The following is a 20,432-nucleotide window of genomic DNA, read 5'->3' on the forward strand; positions in this document are numbered from 1 at the left end:
AGTTTACTGCATTTGACTGTTCACGGTATTCGTCAGCTCTACCAAAGAAAACGGCTTGGGCAGAAACACCGAATTCGGTATCGTCATTTGAGCGTCCCCAAAGCTGTCTTCGGCGTAGCCTGATACAAAGACAACCGGCACGCCCGGTCGTTCTTTCAGCGCCTCGCGTACCCATGTCGGGCCATCCATCCCGGGCATGATCACATCTGTCACAAACACATCGACGGTCAGCGCCTCATCCTCGAGAGTCTTGAGCGCCATTTCCGCTGAATCCGCCTCCAGCACAGTATATCCCCGCATGCGCAGTGCGCGGCTGGCGAAAGCGCGGACAGGCGCTTCGTCTTCGACAAGCAAAACGGTCCCGTCATCCCGCTTGCCCCCCGTAAGGGGTGGAGACTCTTTCAGTGGCTTTGGCGGGTCGATTGCGTTGGTGTGACAAGGGAAGTAAAGCGTAAATATTGTGCCTTTCCCCACCACGGTATCAATAAAGATATAGCCGCCAGACTGCTTGACGATTCCGTAAGCCGTCGACAGCCCCAGCCCCGTCCCCTCGCCCGTCCGTTTGGTTGTGTAGAAGGGTTCGAATACTTTGGGCAAACGGTCCGGCGCAATGCCTTCACCTTCGTCCGCGACTTGTACTGTCACATATTTTCCGGCGGGCACCGTCACCCGGTCGCGGGTAAACGACTCGGTAAGCTGAGTATTTTCGGTCGTTACCTTGATTTCCCCGCCCGCCGGCATCGCATCGCGGGCGTTGACGATCAGGTTCATCAACACCTGCTCGAGCTGCCTTTTGTCCGCCCTTATCGGTTGCAAAATGGGATCGTGGCTTAGCGTCAAGGTCACCGTCTCGCCAACGAGACGGTTCAGCAGATGGGTAAGATCCGCCAAGGTATCACGCATATTCACGGTTTCAGGGCGCAGTGTCTGTTTGCGCGAAAAGGCGAGCAGTTGCCCTACCAGCGCGGCCGCGCGGTTCGCGTTTTGGTCGATTTGAACCAGATCACTATAATCGCGGTCACTGGGGTCATGCCGAAGCAACAGCAAATCACAGTGACCTGAAATCGCAGTGAGCAGATTGTTAAAGTCATGCGCTACACCACCGGCGAGTTGGCCAATTGCCTGCATTTTCTGGCTTTGGGTAAACTGCGCTTCGAGCGACTTTAATTCTGTCGCATCGTGAAGGACGGCGATCAGTGCCGGCGCGCCGCCTTCGGAGATCAGGCTCAGACGTACCTGAACAAAAATCTCCTTGTCACTCCGCTTTAGGCGCAAAAATTCGGGCTTTTGCGGCAGACGCCCGTCGAGCGTATCTTGTAACCAGCCTCCGAGTGAACGGCCTAACCCCTCCATAAGGTCTGACAGGGCGGTCCCTTTGGATAATTCTGTCCCAACCAGTCGTTGCGCGGGATCATTGAAGGATATCACCTCTCCTCGCGGGGCCACCTTTATCAACGGTATCGGAATCTGCTGGAGTGCGGACCACCCGGTCTCTTTGTACCCGTCGTCACCATGTGGCAGGAAATACAGCGCCCGCCGGTTGGCCGACGCTGGCATCTCGGTGATCGTCATACACAGGGGCCCCGTCGCGGTCTGCACCGTCACCAGTTTACCCGCGCTAGACGGCAGCGCCCCGACGATCTGGCTTAGCGCGGTCACACGTTTGCCCACCATTGCGCGCGCGGCGGCATTCATAAACAAAATGACGTCTGCCTGACTGACCATTACCATCGGCAACGCATAGCCTTTGGTGCCGGCACCCGCATCGCTTGCGCTATACAATGTTTCAAGCCGCCACAGCAGATCCGCGCCAACGCGGTGGACTGACAAACGCATGGTGCCGTCCCGTGTGGTGATGTCGTCCTTTGCGGCGCCTGTATCGGAAGCCCGCAGAGCCAACCGTGCAGTCAGCGCAACGGGATCGGCAAAAAGCGTCACAAAAAGATCAGATACCAGCGCCGGCATGGGCCGGTTAAACGCTTCTATTGCAGCGGTGTTCTGCGTGATGATCTCGCCAGCTACGGTGGTCAAAACGCAGGGGTGCGGGTCTTCGGCAATCGTTGCCGTGGCGGCGCTACGGTGCCTTTTTTTCTGGCTCTGGCGCAGCGCCGCATCAACGCATTTAACAAACACTGCGATCGCCACCGCGGCACTGGTGGCCTGTAACACCATCGCAAGAGAGCGCGCGGGGGCGATGAGACTTAGAAGGGCTGCGGAAACCACAAAAGCTAAAAGCAATAGCGGACGTTTACCTAGAAATATCTCACGAACCGCCCCATATTTCGCCAACACATTCTCCCCAACCTGTGGAACCACGTCCATTTAGGCGTATGAAGGTTAATGTGCTGTTAATTCGGGGTCAGGTCAAAGAAAATAACACGTCAAAGTTGATCTCGGACTAGATCAAACACGCTGGAAATGTGCGGTGAAAAATCCATCTCCCTGACTATCCACCTCAAATCGCTGTGAAAAAACCTGCTTCCACCCTGAATTGCGTGCCACAAATGCAGCCGCACGGTCCTCGTTCTCCGATTGCAGAACAGAACACGTAGCATAGGCTAAAGTGCCCGTTTCAGCAGTTAAGGTCGCCGCATGATCCAGAATTTTGTCCTGGATATGTGTCAATTCCTCCAGACGGCTGGCTGTAAATGTCCATTTCCCTTCGGGCGATCGACGCCATGAACCGCTACCGGAACAAGGCGCGTCGCACAGCACAACATCATAAGGCGCTGCCCCTTCAAGCGCGTCCGTTTCCAACTGCTTAACGGTTGCACCTGCGCGTTCGGCACGCGCAGGCAGATCAATCATCCGGCGCGGGTCGATGTCGTGGGCAAAAACCGAAACATCGCGACGCGCTGCCATCGCCAGTGCCTTGCCACCGCCACCGGCGCAATAATCAAGCATACGTGTGCCGGCAGGCAGCGCCGCAACAACCGCTTGGCTGGCTGCGTCCTGAAGTTCAACATCACCGTGCAAGTAACTGTCAGAATTACGAAGTTTACGTTCTCCGGCAGTCACCGTCAGGGCCGTTTCGCACAAATCATTAGCGCGCGTTTCGATCCCGGCCTCTGCCAACGCCTGGGTCACATTGGCCACCGACGCCTGCGCCGTATTCACCCGTACAGAAATCGGGGCCCGCGACTGGAGGACCTGCGCAACCGTATCGGCCCGCGCCCCCAACGATGCCTGAAACAGGGGTATGATCCAATCCGGCAGGTTCCATAAAACCGCTGGATCGCTTGGCGCATCGACCACAGTCGCCTCGTCTTCAGAGAGCGGTAGCGGCGCGTGGCCCTGCCCGTTGAACAGGGGCCCAAGGTCGACCCCTTGCGCACGCAGCACACCAATCATCAGGGCCCGGCCTGTTTCGCCAGCCCCCAAGTGCGCCGCCAAGCGCCGTTGCCGCAAGACATCGAACACGTGATCGCGTACCGCTGCCCGGTCCTTGGACCCTGCATAGCGGCTGCCACGGGCCCAACGGGTCAAGGCTTGCTCTGCCGGAACACCATCCGCCATTGTGTTCAAAATCTCGATGGCGGCAGAGATGCGCGCGCCGGGGGTCATGCTTGGGTCACGTAGATTACGCCTTTGATAATATATGACTTTACCCGATGCGGTAGTTCGGGCTTTCGCGCGTGATTTGAACGTCATGCACGTGGCTTTCGGACAGACCCGCATTGGTGATCTTTACGAAGGTACAGTTATTGCGCATCTCGTCGACCGTGGCACAGCCGGTATACCCCATGGCCGCGCGAAGACCGCCCACCAACTGATGTACCACCGCATTGGCGGAACCTTTGTAGGGCACCTGCCCCTCGATCCCTTCGGGCACGAGCTTGTCCGAGGCGGCATCTTTCTGAAAATACCGGTCGGCCGAACCGCGCGCCATTGCGCCTAGGCTGCCCATCCCGCGGTAGCTTTTGAAGCTGCGTCCTTGGTACAGGATCACTTCGCCGGGGGATTCATCGGTGCCGGCGATCATGCTGCCGACCATCGCACAGGATGCGCCCGCCGCAATTGCCTTGGCAAAATCGCCCGAAAACTTGATGCCGCCATCTGCGATAATCGGCACATCGCCTGCCGCTTTGACGCAATCCATGATCGCGGTCAGTTGGGGCACCCCGACACCGGCGACCATCCGCGTTGTGCAAATCGACCCCGGGCCGATACCGACCTTTACGGCATCCGCACCCGCATCAATCAGCGCGCGTGTGGCGTCGCCTGTGGCGACGTTGCCCGCAACGATCTGGACCGAGCTTGATAGCCCCCGCGCACGGCGGACGGCTTCTGCGACGCCGGCAGAGTGGCCATGCGCGGTGTCGATCACGATCATGTCGACACCCGCTTCAACCAGGGCCTGCGAACGCTCATAGCCCGCGTCCCCGACAGTCGTCGCTGCAGCAACCCGCAGCCGACCAAGATCATCCTTGCACGCGGTGGGGTTCAGTACCGACAGCTCGGTGTCTTTCAAGGTCAGCAAACCGGTCAGCTTGCCCTGCGCATCGGTAACCAACAGCTTTTCGATCCGGCGCGCCTTCATCAGGCTGATCGCCTCGTTCCGATCTGCGGGCTCTTGCAGCAAGGCCAGATTATCGCTCGACATCATCACCCGTACAGGCGTCGCATCGTCAGAAGCAAAACGCATATCGCGGTTGGTTACGATACCGACAACGCGGCCTGCGTCGTCCACCACGGGAAAGCCTGTGACCCGATAGCGTTCCTGCAAGGCCTTGGCATCCGCCAGCGTTTGGTCCGGCCGCAGGGTGATCGGGTTATAGACGATGCCGGATTCAAACCGTTTGACACGGCGCACTTCCTTGGACTGTTCGTCGATAGTGAGGTTGCGGTGGATAACCCCCATGCCGCCCGCCTGTGCCATGGCAATAGCCATGCGGCTTTCGGTCACCGTATCCATCGCAGAGCTGAGCAGCGGAATGTTCAGCGCGATTGATTTGGTCACGCGGGTCCGCGTGTCAGCCGTAGACGGCAACACATTGGATGCCGCTGGCACCAGTAGTACATCATCAAAGGTCAGAGCCTCACGAATCTCCATTTTGCACCTCGGCTTGCATGGGTTCATTTGGCGGTTTCATATTTCATGGATGGGTCGCATTGGAAAGACCCTTTTGCACCTTAACGACATTGTGCAACGCAGCTATGTCACCACGGCGTGCGCGCACAGAGGCGCACAGGCGCAGATGACCGGCATTATGCCGCATCGTGGCTTTCGCCTGCCGCCTGCTACGCTATGGTGCGGCAAAGTGTTGAGGATAAAGATAGATGAGCAACGATCCCCTTGTGGTATTCACGCCTTCGGGCAAACGCGGTCACTTTGCCAAGGGCACACCGGTGCTTACGGCGGCGCGGCAGTTGGGCGTCGATCTGGACTCCGTTTGCGGCGGGCGCGGGATTTGTTCGAAATGTCAGGTCTCTCCCGGCTATGGGCAGTTTTCCAAACACGGGGTCACCGTGGCCCAGGATGCCTTGTCGGAATGGAACAGCGTCGAGCAGCGGTATCAAGACAAGCGCGGACTGATCGAGGGCCGCCGTCTGGGCTGCCAGGCGCAAATCATGGGCGATGTGGTGATCGACGTGCCCGCCGAAAGTCAGGTCCACAAACAAGTCGTCCGCAAACGGGCCGAAGCACGCGATATCGTCCTGAACCCGTCGACCAAGCTCTTTTACGTCGAGGTTCTTGAACCCGACATGCACGACCCCTCGGGCGATCTTGAGCGTCTGTGCGATGCTCTGCGCGACCAATGGGAGCTTGAGAACGTAAAGGCCGATTTGCAAATCCTGCAAACGCTGCAACCCGCTCTGCGCAAGGGCGCATGGAAAGTCACAGTTGCCGTGCATTTGGGCGATGATGAAAACCCGCCGCGGATCATGCATCTCTGGCCCGGCTTCTACGAAGGGTCGCTTTACGGGGTCGCGGTCGATCTTGGGTCGACCACCATCGCGGCGCACCTGTGCGATCTGCAAACAGGCGAAGTCGTGGCCTCATCCGGCGTAATGAACCCGCAGATCCGCTTTGGCGAAGACCTGATGAGCCGCGTCAGCTATTCGATGATGAACGAAGGCGGCGCGGCAGAGATGACCCGCGCGGTGCGCGCCGGCATGAACACACTGTTCGATGAAATCAGCGCCGAGGGCGGCATCGACAAAGGCTTGATCGTGGACGCGGTGTTTGTCTGCAATCCGGTCATGCACCACCTGTTTTTGGGGATCGACCCGTTTGAACTGGGGCAAGCACCCTTTGCGCTCGCCACGTCAAACGCGCTGCGTCTGCGCGCCATGGACCTGGACCTGAACATCCACCCCTCTGCCCGCGTTTATCTGCTGCCCTGCATTGCAGGCCATGTGGGCGCGGATGCCGCCGCCGTTGCCCTGTCGGAAGCGCCAGATAAATCAGACGATCTGGTGCTGGTCGTCGATGTGGGCACCAACGCTGAAATCTTGCTGGGCAACCGCGATAAAGTCCTCGCCTGTTCCTCTCCCACCGGTCCCGCGTTCGAGGGCGCACAGATTAGCAGCGGTCAACGCGCCGCCCCAGGTGCGATCGAACGGGTAGAGATCGACCCCGTCACCAAGATTGCCCGTTTCAAGGTAATCGGCAGCGACCTGTGGTCTGATGATCCCGCCTTCGAGGCCGAGATTGGGGCCAGTGGCGTCACCGGCATCTGTGGCTCGGGCATCATTGAAATGGTCGCTGAAATGCGCGTCCACGGCATCGTCGACGCCCCCGGCCTGATCGGTACGGCTGAACAAACCGGATCGGCAAATGTCTTTGCCGACGGGCGCACTAATTCCTATCTGGTCTATGATGGCACCGCCGATGGCGGCCCGCGCATTACTGTGACCAACCGCGACATCCGCGAAATCCAGATGGCCAAGGCCGCGCTTTACTCAGGGGCGCGTCTGCTGATGGATAAATTTGGTGTCGACAAAGTCGACCGCGTGGTGCTGGCCGGCGCATTCGGTGCGCATATCAGCCCTAAACACGCGATGATCCTTGGCATGATCCCTGACGCACCGCTGGACAAGGTCACATCGGCTGGCAACGCGGCGGGCACCGGCGCACGCATCGCATTGCTCAACACCTCAAGCCGAGCCGAGATCGAAGAGACGGTGCGCAACATCCACAAGATCGAGACCGCCATCGAACCCCGCTTCCAAGAGCATTTCGTCAACGCATCGGCCATCCCCAACGCGGTAGAGCCCTTCCCGATCCTCAATAGCATCGTCACCCTGCCAACCGAGACATTCAATACCGGCGGCGATAGCTCAGGCGGCACCCGCAGACGCCGCCGCCGCTGAAGAGTGTTCTCAAGGGCAGCAAAGGATGCGTCGGACAAAAACCCCGCTTGACGCACCCGCCACATCGGATTAAGTCACCTCACGGCGCGCGGGTATGGTGAAAAGGTATCACGGCAGCTTCCCAAGCTTTAGTTACGAGTTCGATTCTCGTTACCCGCTCCAGTTCTTCACGACAGTTTCTGATACTCGGACTACCTGCTGCAGCATGGTTTTAGGCGATCCTTAGTCTACAGCACCACCGCCCTGTTCACACAAGCGGTAGCCGCGTGACCGTTCGATCACGTCAAGATGCAGGTGATCCGCATGCGAAGCGTTCGATCCCGGCCCCAGCACGGTCGAAAAATCCAGACAGGCTGACGCCCTTACAGCATCTTGGAACGCCTCTGCCATGGTACCCTGCGCCTCGCGCGGTTCGACCGCGATGGGGGGACCCTCCGCGAAGGTGAACCCCATAACGTCGAACGCATTCCCGAAAGCATGCTCAGACAATTTCCCATCGGGCGCATTGTTGCGGCGTCGGCAAATATAGCCTGACCCGTTCTGAATCGACACCAAAGCGCCACGATCTGTCATGCGCTGCGCAGCAGGAAGAACAAAATCTCGGGTCCATGTCGCCAGCGCATTGACGGCAGGGCAACGCATGGTGGCGGCGGGTGTAATGGCCACGCCCGGTGCAATCTCGCTCACGGTCAAGGGGCGGAGGATGCCGCAATCGGCATCGTCGGTCGGAACGATAGGTGCCGCTTCGGTATAGGTGACCCCAAGCCCCTCTAGGTTTGCAAGACATGTGGCATAATCCGGATCGTTAAGCCGCAGAGTATCGCGCATTCCTTTGGCTCGTGGCTGTGAAATCGCGGGGTCGATGGACCCTTCATCGGGCATATCGACCTCAGTTTCAGCCTCGACCTCAATTTCAGCCTCCGCACCTGTATCCGCATCGATCTGCACCCTTGGGCGGGGAACAGGACGGGCTGAGCTGTCAGCCCCGGCAGCCAAAACGGCTACCGGTTCCAACAGACAGAGAGCAATAAGCGCAGTCCGCATCAATCGACAAATACCACTTCAACGCCTTCGCTGACCATATGGGCCAGCTCCTCGACATCCCAGTTTGTGAATCGCACGCAACCGTGGCTTTCCGCGGTGAACAACGACGCTGGCGTGTCCGTGCCGTGCAAACCGTAGGTTGGCTTGGACAGATCAATCCAGACCGACCCCACCGGACCGTTAGGACCTGGCGGCAAAGTCAGCTGTTCCTTGACGCCGTCGGCGACAAAATTGACATCTGGATTGTAGCTGTAAGTGGGATCCATCGCCACGGCTTCGACGGTCATATCGCCGCTGGGGGATGGGGTTTCATCTGACCCGATGGCGACGGGGTAATTGGTCATCATATGACCGTCTGCTGCGTAGACAACAGCACGGCGTTCGGATTTTCGGATCTCGATCCGCGCGACTTCGCCTTCCATCTTTGGCCCGACATCGGCCACGGTCAGCGTTTCGCCTGCTATAAAGCCCGCGCCTGGGTTCAGCAACTTCAAGAAATCCTCGTCCATATGAAAGCGCTCGGCCAGACGTTCGGATACGCTGGTATACCCCAGCTTCTCCATCTTGGCCTTATCCGCCACGTGTTCCGGAATGGAAGCGGTCAGGTCGCTGGTGTCCTCTTCGGTCACCGTATATTGCATCAACACGGAGGGTGCTGCATCGCCACCAAGGGCCGACCACACTTCGGGATCCAGCAAACCGTCGATCTTAAAACCTTCGCGCGCTTCAAAGCCACGCAACGCGCTTTCGCTCATCGCGCCCTTATATCCATCGATGATCCCCGGAGAGATCCCGGCGCGGTCCAAAAGAACCTGCAAAACAACAGTGAGGCTGGATTGGCCGTCCGTCAACGCCCCGCCCTGATACGTGGTGGACGCGATTTCATCCGGGGTGACGGCAAAGGCGGGGGACGCCAACAAAAGCGGAAGGGCTGCAGTAACAATACGCATGAACATAATCCTCATTAATTTGAGGACCAACGCGCATGGGCGTGTTTGGTTCAAGCTATTGAGAAAATGTTCAAATATGATGAACTCGGCTGTTCCCCTTATCGGGCGACGATAATATCGGCCCGCAGACCGCCAAGACTGTCCGACGACCCCAAGCGCAGCGTTCCACCATGGGCGCGGGCGATGTCTGTCGCGATGGCGAGGCCCAGTCCAACACCGCCGCTACCACTGTTTTGATTGCGTGCAGGATCAAGTCGAGAGAACGGGCGCACGGCCTCAGTACGAAGGTCTTCAGGGATGCCAGGACCGTCGTCCTCGACCCTGATCCGTAACGTTTTGTCTGTCAGCAGCACCGACACCTCGGCCCGCGCGCCATAGCGCACCGCGTTCGAGATCAGATTATCTACCGCCCGCAAAATCGCCATGCGGCGCAGCCGAACAGTGCCCGCCCCGTCACCCTCGGGCGGCAGCAAGGTCACGTTGCGCCCCGCACGCTGCGCGTCTTCTATCGCGGTTTGCATCAGCGCGTGGGGGTCCAGCGCTTCGGCCTCGCCCTCGGCGGTGCCTTTTGCGAAATCCAGAAACGCGTCCAGCATCCCCTGCATATCGTTGACATCTTGCAACAGCGGCTCTGCATCGTCCTCGTCTATCATCGCTAGCCCCAGGCGCATCCGGGTGAGCGGCGTGCGCAAGTCATGACTGACACCCGACAACATCAAGGTCCGCTGCTCGATCTGCCGCTCGATCCGCGCGCGCATATCGACAAAAGCAGCCCCCGCCGCGCGCACCTCGACTGCTCCGGTGGGCGTATATGGCACATGTCGCCCCCGTCCAAAGGCTTCGGCCGCGCGGGCCAGGCGTTTGATCGGGCGCAGCTGGTTGCGCAGATAGACGAACGAAATCAAAGTCATCAAAAAGCCGAAGCTGAAGGTATAGACAAACAGCTGATGGGGATTTGACGCTGAAATACGGCGACGTTCAAACTGGATATCCAGCGGGCCGAACCGTGACCGGGTATATAGATGCACCGCCCCTGGCTGGGTCAGGTCGAGCCTTAGAAACGACGGCAGCTTATTCTTGAACCGCGCCACCATCACCCTGCCGGAATAGTCATACCACTTCATCCTATTGTGCGATGGAATCTCGGCGGCAGAAACTGGGGCAACGCGCATCTCAAGCACTGCGAGCTGATTTTGCACAGCAGCGGCAACGGCATCGGCTGTGGGGGCTGCCTCTACCAGCTGCATGACCAAGGCGACCTCGCGCAGGACCGTATCGGTCATCTGGTTGGTGACCCCCTCATAGTTCCGCTGCGCAAAGATAACAGTCATTACCAGTTGCAAGATCACCACCGGCAACAGCAAGATCAGGGCAGCGCGCCCATAGATGCCGCGGGGCATATAACGTTTGAGCCAGACAAAGAACATGAGATAGACCTTAGCCAGCCCCCTGCCCCAGTGAAAGGCAAAACCATGCTGCCCCCAGACGACTTTGACCCCGCCATCGGACCTGCCGAAACGCTAGAGCCAGGCCTGCGCCGTATTGTGGCCGACAACCCCTCGCCCATGACCTATCGCGGGACCAATACCTATCTTCTCGGGACCCGCGGCATCGCGGTGATTGATCCCGGTCCTGCCTCACATCCCCATCTGCAGGCAATCCTTGATGCGATCGGTCCCGACCAGCACATCAGCCATATCATCGTGACCCACACCCATCTTGACCACTCGCCGCTGGCCCAAGACCTTGCCCGCGTATGTGCCGCACCAATTCTTGCATTCGGGGGCGCTTTTGCGGGACGGTCCGACGTGATGCAGCAACTGGTCGCCGCATCCGACATCGGCGGTGGCGAAGGCATCGATGTAAAGTTCATCCCCGACCAGCTTGTCCGCCACGGAGAGACCATCGCCGGTGACGATTGGGAGGTTCAGGTGATTCACACACCCGGACATATCGGCAACCATATTAGCCTGAGGTGGGGCGACGCCTGTTTCACCGCAGACCACGTTATGGGCTGGGCCAGTTCGCTTGTATCGCCCCCGGATGGGGATCTGACCGACTTTATGGCGTCCTGCGCGGAACTGCAGCAAACCCGCTGGCGGGTGTTCTACCCTGGCCACGGTGCCCCGGTGACAGACCCTGCCGCGCGACTGGATTGGTTGGTCTCGCATCGGCTTTCCCGCGAGGCAGATATCCTGCGGGCGCTTGAACACGGCCCTGCCACTGCGGCAGCGCTCGCCGCTGAAATTTACACCGAAACCCCGCCTGCACTGCTGGGTGCCGCGACCCGCAACGTCCTTGCACATCTGATTGACCTTACAGGGAAAAACCAAATTACACCCCTAGGTCCGCTGTGTGCTACGGCCACATTCCGGCGGGTCTGAAACTCTTTTAAAAAAATCTGGAAAAAAGTGACAAATCCCTCTGGACGCCGCAAATTACCATAGCTATACGGTGCAGACCGTTCCGACGTAGCTCAGCGGTAGAGCAGTTGACTGTTAATCAATTGGTCGTAGGTTCGATCCCTACCGTCGGAGCCATAGAAAGCCCTCAAGTCCTAGACTTGAGGGCTTTTTTGGTGGTGAAAATTGTTTTCTTCGGTCTTTCCTAGCCATAGGCTCAACGATCCTGTCTGGGACTTATGACCTGCCCTAGGCGTCGCTGTTCAGAGCCAAGCGCAGCGGCTCATGAGCTTTGCGTCATCGTGGTCTCTTACATGACGGCCTTAGCAGAGCTTGCCTTCAGTCTGCGGGGATTCTGTCTATTTGCATACCGGGCGAGTGCGTGGACAGCCATGATCTCACCGCCCCCGCTCCCACATGCATCAAGTTACCCCGCGCTTGTTTTGAAAACGCCAGATACCGCGGGTTCATATTGACCGTCGCTGTGACACGTACAATATCATACCACCGCGATATATGACCTGGATAGTCTGGTGAATATTGCATGCACCCCGTACGAATAATTGAATTAACTTTGTAAAAGGGTTTTTTCGACAATGAAGATAAGAACGCGCGAGTTTCGCGCCGCTTGGCGCAGATTGGTCGGTCGCGGAAAAGTATGCATTGGCGCAGACCCGAGAATTGCGCGAGGTGTGCGTTTCGATTTTAAACTTGGCGGCACGATAACGCTCGGGGCACGATGCACAGTTCAAACTGGCACGATACTTGCTCCGACGGGTGGTTCTATTGAATTGGGCGACGACTGTAGCCTGAACCCCTATTCTATTCTCTATGGCCAAGGTGGGCTGAAAATAGGCAACGGCGTCCGGATCGCTGCGCATACCGTTATTGTCCCCTCAAACCACGGTTTTGGCGATCTGTCCCAGCCGATTTTCAAACAGAAATCCACCCATCAGGGTATCGTGATAGAGGATGATGTCTGGATTGGTGCCAACTGCACGATACTTGATGGTGTTCGTATCGCAAAGGGATGCATCATTGGTGCGGGCTCCGTCGTTAGCAAGTCGACCGAACCCTTCGGGATCTATGCGGGAGTACCCGCGCGCCTTATCAAAAAGCGCGTAACGACAGCTTAGTCTGCAAAACGAACCTTGGCTTCCGGCTTTAATGTCGATCCTGATTGCAGGCACGCCATGCAGGACGTTTAGATGCTTATTCAGCCACCACAGCTTTAACGTCCCGGTGACTGATATTCTTACCGGTGTTCGCGTCAACAAGGACGGGCGCGATGGGATCGCCTGTCTCGCGTGACAAGAGCTTGACCGAAGGCTCGCCCTCGGGCGGGACGTGCGCATTTGCCCAATCGATCAAACTCACAAGCATGGGGTAAAGCGCTTTGCCCCGTTCTGTCAGTCGATATTCATATCGCTGCGGACGCTGTTGGTAGAGCTCCCGGCGCAGCACGCCAGCCGTTTCAAGTTTGCGCAAGCGGTCACTGAGAACATGGCGGGTGATCCCAAGTCTCTCTTGCATCTGCTCGAACCTGCGGACGCCTAGGAAGCAGTCGCGCAGCACCAGCATGGTCCAACGGTCGCCGACGACAGACAGACCGCGGGCGACGGGGCAGGCTTCTTTGTGAAGTTCGTTCCATTTCATCTCTACACCGTAGCAGGGATTGACAGGTTCCGAAAGAGAACTTACCCATAGTTAGTTCCATAAAAGAACTTAGTTCGTGGCTAAGCGATCAGGTGGATGATTGTTCGACAAGGGCGATTATGACCGTATAGGCCCCAGGAACGTTCCGAACTTCATTGGTGCTCCGGACGTGCCAGAAAGACAGAAGACTATGATCCCGCGCACGACACCTACAGCAGCCGCAACTCTCGCTGATGCAGGGGCTACCGCACGCGCTTCGCGCACGCGCCTCATGCTCGAAGCACCGATAGCACCCACTTTGGGAAAGCTCGCGGCACCCAACGTGCTCGCGATGTTTGTGCAGGCCGCGCAGAGCATCGCTGAGGCTTATTTCGCCAGCCTCCTTGGCGTCACTGCGTTGGCAGGGCTGGCATTGGTGTTCCCACTGGTGATGCTCACACAGATGCTTTCGGCCGGGGCGATTGGCGGGGCCATCTCCGCTGCCACCGCGCGCGCTCTCGGAGCGTCGGACGTGGACCGGGCAGCAACCCTCACCCTCGCCGCCTGGATCATTGCGATAAGTTTCGCCGCTCTTATGGCGGTACTGGTCGCATTATTTGGCACGCAATTCTTCATACTGCTGGGCGGAGGCGACGAAACAGTCTCCGCCGCGACGACCTATGCGCTGGTCTTTTTCCCTGGCTGCGCGGCGATATGGCTTTGTAATGCGTCGCTCAGCGTGATCCGCGGCACCGGCAACATGCAAATGCCTGCGCTGTTGTTGCTGATGGTATCGGTCATCTCCATACCCCTTTCGGGTGGCTTTGCCTTGGGATGGGGGCCGCTGCCTGCCCTTGGCATGGCCGGACTGCCGCTTGGCGTGATAGTGGCGTTCTCGGCAGGCGCGTTTGTCGCCATCGGCTATATCATCTTGGGTCGAACGGGTCTGTCCTTTCGCGGCGCAGTAAAACGGATCAATCTCGGCATCTTTAGCGACATACTAAGTGTCGGTGCACTGGCCGCGGTCAACACTGTACTGACGACCGTTACCATCATCATGATGACGGGGCTGGTGGGCCGCTATGGCGAGGGTGCGTTGGCAGGTTACGGCCTTGGCGCGCGGCTTGAGTTTCTGATGATCCCAGTCATTTTCGGCATTGGTGCCGCGATGACCGCCATGGTCGGAGCCAACATCGGGGCCGGCCGCACCGACCGCGCCCTACGCGTGGCCTGGACCGGCTCTCTGGCCGCGGCGGGTATTGTGGGCAGTATCGGCCTGCTGCTGGCGGTCTTTCCGGACCTCTGGCTGGGGATGTTCCTTGACCCCACCAATACCGTGGCACTTGATGCCGGGCGCAGCTACTTCCGCCTCGTCGCACCGTTTTACGCATTCTTCGGATTGGGTCTGGCGCTGTATTTCGCGTCACAAGGCGCGGGCCGCATGGTTTGGCCGGTGATCAGCAGCCTAAGCCGCATGGGTATTGCATTGGTCGGCGCCCTGCTTCTGACGACCTACGCAGGCATGGGAGTTGAAGGGATATTCGCGGCAATAGGCTGCGCCATGCTGGCTTACGGGCTGATCATCGCGCTCGCCATACGGCACAGTGGCTGGAGATAGGGGAAGCCCTGACAGCGCCTGTAACGGGACGATACACCAAGGGCCGGAAAGGCTGCGCACGGTGCTGGACCCATCGGTCAGCGACGTCTGCCTGGTGCCCTTGTAATCTTGTTCCCACGAGGACCCGACGGGGTGACGGTATTGGTCAGGTTTTCCTCCGTCAGCTTACGCCATCGGTCAAGGCGATCTGGGTCGATCGTCCCACTGGCGGCCGCAGTTTGCACCGCACACCCCGGTTCATGCGCATGGGTGCAATCGCGAAAGCGACACTGGCTGGCGAGCTCGACAATCTCTGCGAACAGCGTGTTGAGCCCGTCCGCGACATCACTGACATGCAGCGTTCGCATCCCGGGCGTATCAATCACCCAGCCGCCACCCGCAATCGCATGGAGCGAGCGTGACGTGGTTGTGTGACGCCCCTTCGCGTCGTCCGCGCGAATATCGCCTGTTGGCTGGGCGTCCTCGGATGACTTATTCGACAGCGTATTCAGCAAGGTCGACTTTCCAACCCCCGACGATCCGACAAGGGCGACGGTCTGACCCGGGCCGCACCACCGCGCCAAAATCAATGCCGCATCCGGTGTTTTAGCATTCAGTGTGACGACATCTAGCCCGGCTTGAAGCGCTTGCGCCTGCTGGACGTAGGGTGCGGGATCAGGCGTCTGGTCAATCTTGGTCAGGACAATCACTGGAACCGCCCCTGCCTCGTTGGCCAGCGCCAGATACCGCTCAAGTCGTGCCGGATTAAAGTCGTCATTGCAGGAGGTGACGATCAAAAGCGTGTCAACGTTTGCTGCAATAAGCTGCGCTTGGCGGCGGCCTTCGGCTTGGCGCTGTAACTGCATCCGCCTTTCAAGCCGCCGGACCAGCATGCGGTCTTCGCGGGCCACAAGAACCCAGTCCCCTACGGCGAAGTCCGTCGTGTTCGTCCGCGCCGAGAGCTTTAGCCGCACAGGACCAAGTTCCGACATCGCAGTGACCCGATCGCGGTGAACGGTCGCGATGCGCATGGGGGCAAGCTCGACTTCGTCAGGCCCCACTTGCGCGTCGTAAAACGCCGACCAGCCAAGAGCGTCCAATGAAACTGCGTCCTGATCGGATGGCTGATCTGATGAATATGTCATGGCGATCTGAATGGCGGTGAAACCGCCTTGTTGCAAGCTTTCCTTAGGGCTGGCGAAACACTACCGCGTGGCAGATCCGGTCGACAGCACATCTCACCCAATGCACAGACACGATCGGATGGTTGCGCTGAACGCGTCGATGCACGAGATTGCGGAACCGCATGCATAGGAGACTACAAGATGATGATCTACGGCTTACAGACCTGCGCTACCTGCCAAAAGGCCCGCAAAGCATTGGAGGCCAATGGAATTACTGTCACTTTCCGTGATGTTCGGGCAGATCCGCTAAGCGAGGCAGAATTGTCGGAGCTGATCGCAGAGTTCGGAGATCGGCTGGTCGACCAAAAATCGAACGACTACCGCGCGCTCAATAACTGGCTGAAGAATTCCGAAGCAGAGGCACAGATCGCGGCACAGCCCAAGGTCATGGCGCGTCCGGTCATTCGTAACGGGGACACGTTCTTTCTAGGGTGGGACCAGACTGTTCAGGACGCCTTGCTTGGGGACTGATGCTCCCGATTGGAACGAACAGTAGGCCAATCCAGTTTATATGTTGAGGACCGCACAAACTGGCCAAATTTGACACGGGATTATGGCTAGAAGATGGGCTGAATTCGGATCGGATCGCCCCTGTGGATGGTCCTGATCAGGCTCACGCAATCATACCGCCGCCAACCCGAATGACAGCCTTAGACAAGCAGCGATCCAAACAACGAAGGAGCCGACAATGAGCAACGAGGGTGTCCCCCCTGCCCACCAGGACCAACCGCAGTTAATGATCCTTTTAGGTTGGTTCGTAATCTTCGGCTGTGCGGCGCTTGCGCTCTCAATCCTAATCGCGGATTTCGTTGTGCCTGATCACGATTGGATCGCCGACACGATCAGCGATCTGGGTGCGGGGCGCTTTGAATTCATCGTCGACATTGGGCTTTATACCTATTCGGCGGCGGTGCTGTCAGCCGCCTTACTTGCGGCACATGTGCATATGGGCGACCGCGGGTGGAGCATCGGCATCCTTGCGTTGCTCGTCTTTGGCTTAACCGTTTTTCTGATCGGTGCGCGCAATGAATATGGTGATGCCGACAGTGACGGCTGGGTTATTCACAAATATCTCGTCTATGCTCTTGGCGCGGCGGTTGCGACGATTGCTTTCGCGATGGCCAAAGGCCTGAGACGTGCGGACGACCGGTACTCCTATGCGCTGCAAGGGTTTGGCGCGCTTTGGGTTGTCGGCGCGCTGGTATTCTTCTTTCTACCGAACGATATTGATGGTCTTTATGAAAGAGGTCTGGGGGTCCTTGCGAGCGGGATCTTGATCACCTTGGCGATCTTTTTCATTCGCCGCGGGCACGCATTGGGCCGCTAGATCAGATCGCTTTGCGGTCCAACGCTGGAACATGGAAAAACGGGCGGGCGCAGGAATGCGCCCGCCCGTCTTATTTTAGGTCTTCTTTGCTGCAAGCACAGCATCGCCGGTGATCGGCAGGTGACGTACACGTGCGCCAGTCGCGTTAAAGATCGCGTTGGCAATCGCGGGTGCGATCACGGTAGTACCAGGCTCGCCCAGACCAACCGGTACTTCGGTGCTTTCGACAAAGGCGATCTCAAGCTCGGGCACATCGGCCAGACGCAGCGGCGTATAGGCCCCGAGGTTCAGGTCAATAACGTTGCCGTTCTCGATCCGTGTACCTTCGTGAAGCGCCAAGGACAGTCCCCAAAGGGCCGCACCTTCGCATTGCGCGCGCGCCCCGTCGGGGTCCACAACTGTGCCGCAGTCGAACGCCAGCCACATCTTCTGAACATCGACCTCGCCCGTTTCAGGATCAACCGCCAGCTTGACCGCCGCCGCTGTCCAGGTCGGCATGCTGCGCGACTGGCCAAAGGTGGTGGCAATACCGATTGCGGTGCCCTCGGGCAGTTCTGTGCTGCCATAACCCGACATCTCGGCCACGCGTTGCAAAACAGCAGCCTGACGTAATGCTCCACCAACCGCATTGGGCGCAGAACCCGCGTTGATGCCTTCGGCCTTCAGGTGATCCAGACGGAACTGCAGCGGATCGGCACCGACTTTATGCGCCGCCTCATCCATGAAGCTTTCCACGGCAAAGTTGGTCCAGCCCGGTCCGACAGACCGCAGCCAACCGGGACGGAAGGTCGCATTCGCCAGATCGTTCGAGATCGCCCGCACCTGATGCGCACCCACCGTGTACCAGTGGTCGGCACCGTCAATGGCAAAGGGGTCATAAGGTTCTTCGTTGACACCTTTGGGCATAAAGCCCGGTGCCATCACCTGCGTCGGCCAACCGGCTGCGGCGTGGTGTTCCATGCCCGTGACGGCTTTGCCATCGTCGAACGCCATGCGCAGTTTTTGCACCGAAGGCGACCTGATGCTGTCGAACTGCGCGTCTTCCTCGCGCGAGAACACCAGCTTCACTGGCTTACCGACTGCTTTGGACGCCAGTGCTGCGGGCACAATATAGTCGCCATTCAGGCGACGGCCAAAGCCTCCACCCAGCATGTAGCTGCGCATCACGATCTTGTCGGCGGGCACCTCCAAGGCAGCGGCCAGCGTCGGCAAGATCAGCGATTGCCACTGGTTCCCCGCGTGGGTTTCCCAAACGCCGTCGGCGTTCTGGAAAACGGTGGCGTTCACCGGTTCCATCTGGAAGTGCAGCACGGATTGCGTGGTGTATTCGGCTTCGAGCATGTCGGCGGCGGCATCAAAGGCAGCGGTCGTGTCGGGCTGCTCTGTGTGCAGGATCGACCCTTCCTCGCCTTGGATCAGCTCGCGCGAGCGCGCCTGAATATCCTCTTCCGAGACATTCGCCGTCTCGCCCGAGGTCCAGTCGACGCTGATCTCGTAGGTCGCCGTGCGCGCGGCGTGCAGCGTTTTGCCCAGCACCACAACCCAACCCGGCACGGTGCCCGACGGGTCTTCGATCACCACGGTTTCAAGGTAGCCTTTGATGTCCTTGGCGGCGCTATCATCCACGGCATTCACCTTGGAGCCATAGCGCGTCGGCGGCAGCATCGGCACGCCGTAGACCATCCCGTCGACCTTGGCATCCAGACCATAGATCGCCTGACCGGTGGTTTTCGTATCCAGATCAAGCGGGTGCACGTCCTGCCCCACAAGGCGCAGGTCAGCGTGGGGTTTCAGCGGCAGGGCTGCCAGCTCTTCTTCGGTGAAGCTGCGGTCAAGACCATCGGCCACCAGATCACCATAGCTGATGCTTTGCGTGCCATCGGTCACAGCACCGTCGCGTGCAGTCAGACCCGAGGCATCAACACCCCATTTGGCCGCTGCGGCTTCGATCAAGGCGGTCCGGCCAGCGGCCCCTGCTTGACGGTAGACAGGCCAGCTTTGCCAGATCGACCAGCTGCCGCCTGTGACCATCAAGCCCCATTTCTCGGCTGTATCGACATGGGTGATGTGTACGTTTTCCCATGCGACTTCCAGCTCGTCCGCTAGAATACGCGCGATGGCAGTGCCGACGTGTTGGCCCATCTCGGCGCGGATGATGTTAACGTTGACCTGACCGTCGGCGTCGATCCAGTACCACATCGACGGCTCGAACGTATCGCCATTGGGGGTGACCGGTGTGCCATCTGGCACCGCTGGGTTCATTGCGGCATTCGACGCCTGCGGGAAGCCAAAAGCAACACCAACGGCAGTCATGGACACAAGGAACCCACGGCGGGTCATCTGTGGTTGCGTGTCTGCGCCTGTGAGGCGAGAAATCAAATTAGCCATTGTCGGAGCCTCCCATAGCGGTGGCGGCATCGCGCACGGCTTGACGGATACGGGTATAGGTCATGCAGCGGCACAGATTGCCGGTCATCACCGCGTCGATGTCGTCATCGCTGGGGTTGGGCGTGTCTTGCAACAACGACGCCGCCTGCATGATCTGACCCGACTGGCAATAGCCACACTGGGGCACGCGCAGGTTCCGCCATGCTTCTTGCACAGGATGGCTGCCGTTTTCGTCCAAACCTTCGATTGTTGTGACTTTCAGTCCTTCGACGTCGGAAAGATAGGTGATGCAGGACCGGACGGCAGCGCCGTCGATGTGTACGGTACATGCGCCACACGCACCGATACCGCAGCCAAACTTGGTCCCTGTCAGGCCGATCTCGTCACGGATCGCCCACAACAGGGGCGTATCCGGCTCTGCGTCGACAGAAACCTGCCGTCCGTTCAATTCGAATTTAATCATTAAGTCTTTGTCCCTTGGGTAAATTATGCCTAGGCGGAGCGCGCATATAGCAGCGTTGACTGGACGGTCAATATAAGTTTTATGCCACCCAATAACAGGTGCCGACCCAAATGATCACGAAATTG

16 protein-coding genes and 2 tRNA genes are annotated in these 20,432 nt (G+C 58.7%); 8 read left to right on the forward strand and 10 right to left on the reverse strand.

Features of this window, described 5'->3' with window-relative positions:
* Positions 1 to 3 precede the first annotated feature (3 nt).
* The 3 genes from GLP52_RS05160 to guaB all read right to left on the reverse strand — a co-directional run bounded on the left by GLP52_RS05160 (position 4) and on the right by guaB (position 5,053).
* Positions 4 to 2,322, reverse strand: a complete 2,319-nt coding sequence (locus tag GLP52_RS05160) for an ATP-binding protein (protein ID WP_237273428.1) — start codon at positions 2,320 to 2,322, stop codon at positions 4 to 6.
* An 81-nt stretch (positions 2,323 to 2,403) separates the two neighbouring features.
* A complete protein-coding gene (locus tag GLP52_RS05165) occupies positions 2,404 to 3,564 on the reverse strand; it encodes an RsmB/NOP family class I SAM-dependent RNA methyltransferase (protein ID WP_237271722.1) in 1,161 nt (386 codons plus the stop codon).
* A gap of 40 nt (positions 3,565 to 3,604) precedes the next feature.
* Complete coding sequence (guaB, locus tag GLP52_RS05170) at positions 3,605 to 5,053, reverse strand: IMP dehydrogenase (RefSeq protein ID WP_237271723.1); 1,449 nt, start codon at positions 5,051 to 5,053, stop codon at positions 3,605 to 3,607.
* 227 nt (positions 5,054 to 5,280) lie between these two features.
* On the opposite strand from guaB, the gene GLP52_RS05175 reads away from it, so the two are divergent.
* Together GLP52_RS05175 and GLP52_RS05180 are read left to right on the forward strand one after the other, a co-directional pair.
* A complete protein-coding gene (locus GLP52_RS05175) occupies positions 5,281 to 7,317 on the forward strand; it encodes an ASKHA domain-containing protein (RefSeq protein WP_237271724.1) in 2,037 nt (678 codons plus the stop codon).
* A gap of 88 nt (positions 7,318 to 7,405) precedes the next feature.
* Positions 7,406 to 7,479, forward strand: a tRNA-Gly gene (locus GLP52_RS05180).
* Positions 7,480 to 7,539: 60 nt separating this feature from the next.
* Here the strand turns inward: GLP52_RS05180 and GLP52_RS05185 are convergent.
* From GLP52_RS05185 to GLP52_RS05195, 3 genes are all read right to left on the reverse strand, one after another.
* Positions 7,540 to 8,265: an extensin-like domain-containing protein gene (locus GLP52_RS05185; RefSeq protein WP_237273429.1), complete on the reverse strand. Its 726-nt coding sequence runs from the start codon at positions 8,263 to 8,265 to the stop codon at positions 7,540 to 7,542.
* Between the two features lie 95 nt (positions 8,266 to 8,360).
* On the reverse strand, positions 8,361 to 9,311 hold the full coding sequence (locus tag GLP52_RS05190; protein ID WP_237271726.1) for a L,D-transpeptidase family protein: 951 nt from the start codon (positions 9,309 to 9,311) through the stop codon (positions 8,361 to 8,363).
* Positions 9,312 to 9,409: 98 nt separating this feature from the next.
* A complete protein-coding gene (locus GLP52_RS05195; RefSeq protein WP_237271727.1) occupies positions 9,410 to 10,738 on the reverse strand; it encodes an ATP-binding protein in 1,329 nt (442 codons plus the stop codon).
* A gap of 45 nt (positions 10,739 to 10,783) precedes the next feature.
* Between GLP52_RS05195 and GLP52_RS05200 the strand changes: the two genes are divergently transcribed.
* The 3 genes from GLP52_RS05200 to GLP52_RS05210 all read left to right on the forward strand — a co-directional run bounded on the left by GLP52_RS05200 (position 10,784) and on the right by GLP52_RS05210 (position 12,849).
* On the forward strand, positions 10,784 to 11,695 hold the full coding sequence (locus GLP52_RS05200) for an MBL fold metallo-hydrolase (RefSeq protein WP_237271728.1): 912 nt from the start codon (positions 10,784 to 10,786) through the stop codon (positions 11,693 to 11,695).
* Between the two features lie 81 nt (positions 11,696 to 11,776).
* A tRNA-Asn gene (locus tag GLP52_RS05205) sits at positions 11,777 to 11,851 on the forward strand.
* Positions 11,852 to 12,405: 554 nt separating this feature from the next.
* Positions 12,406 to 12,849, forward strand: coding sequence for an acyltransferase (locus GLP52_RS05210; protein ID WP_237273430.1), 444 nt, complete (start codon positions 12,406 to 12,408; stop codon positions 12,847 to 12,849).
* A 76-nt stretch (positions 12,850 to 12,925) separates the two neighbouring features.
* Here GLP52_RS05210 and GLP52_RS05215 read toward each other — a convergent pair whose 3' ends face one another.
* Entirely contained in the window at positions 12,926 to 13,369 is a 444-nt protein-coding gene (locus GLP52_RS05215) for a winged helix-turn-helix transcriptional regulator (protein WP_093732980.1), read from the reverse strand.
* A gap of 190 nt (positions 13,370 to 13,559) precedes the next feature.
* Here GLP52_RS05215 and GLP52_RS05220 point away from each other — a divergent pair, with 190 nt between their 5' ends.
* On the forward strand, positions 13,560 to 14,966 hold the full coding sequence (locus tag GLP52_RS05220; RefSeq protein ID WP_237271762.1) for an MATE family efflux transporter: 1,407 nt from the start codon (positions 13,560 to 13,562) through the stop codon (positions 14,964 to 14,966).
* Positions 14,967 to 15,043: 77 nt separating this feature from the next.
* On the opposite strand, the gene rsgA is transcribed toward GLP52_RS05220, so the two are convergent.
* The gene (gene rsgA / locus GLP52_RS05225) at positions 15,044 to 16,090 is read right to left on the reverse strand and encodes a ribosome small subunit-dependent GTPase A (protein ID WP_237271763.1); all 1,047 of its coding nucleotides are present in this window, start codon (positions 16,088 to 16,090) and stop codon (positions 15,044 to 15,046) included.
* 180 nt (positions 16,091 to 16,270) lie between these two features.
* Here rsgA and GLP52_RS05230 point away from each other — a divergent pair, with 180 nt between their 5' ends.
* Together GLP52_RS05230 and GLP52_RS05235 are read left to right on the forward strand one after the other, a co-directional pair.
* Positions 16,271 to 16,600 (forward strand): arsenate reductase family protein, encoded by a 330-nt coding sequence (locus GLP52_RS05230; RefSeq protein ID WP_237271764.1) that lies wholly within the window; start codon positions 16,271 to 16,273, stop codon positions 16,598 to 16,600.
* Between the two features lie 217 nt (positions 16,601 to 16,817).
* Positions 16,818 to 17,456: a DUF998 domain-containing protein gene (locus GLP52_RS05235; protein ID WP_237271765.1), complete on the forward strand. Its 639-nt coding sequence runs from the start codon at positions 16,818 to 16,820 to the stop codon at positions 17,454 to 17,456.
* Positions 17,457 to 17,531: 75 nt separating this feature from the next.
* On the opposite strand, the gene GLP52_RS05240 is transcribed toward GLP52_RS05235, so the two are convergent.
* Together GLP52_RS05240 and GLP52_RS05245 are read right to left on the reverse strand one after the other, a co-directional pair.
* Entirely contained in the window at positions 17,532 to 19,844 is a 2,313-nt protein-coding gene (locus GLP52_RS05240) for a xanthine dehydrogenase family protein molybdopterin-binding subunit (RefSeq protein ID WP_237271766.1), read from the reverse strand.
* Positions 19,837 to 20,307 carry a (2Fe-2S)-binding protein gene (locus tag GLP52_RS05245; protein ID WP_093732985.1) on the reverse strand — a complete coding sequence of 157 codons (471 nt, stop codon included), beginning with the start codon at positions 20,305 to 20,307 and terminating at the stop codon, positions 19,837 to 19,839. Before GLP52_RS05245 ends, GLP52_RS05240 begins: the two co-directional genes overlap by 8 nt.
* Between the last annotated feature and the right edge of the window lie 125 nt (positions 20,308 to 20,432).

Source organism: Sulfitobacter sp. M22, assembly GCF_021736025.1.
GTDB lineage: Bacteria > Pseudomonadota > Alphaproteobacteria > Rhodobacterales > Rhodobacteraceae > Sulfitobacter > Sulfitobacter litoralis.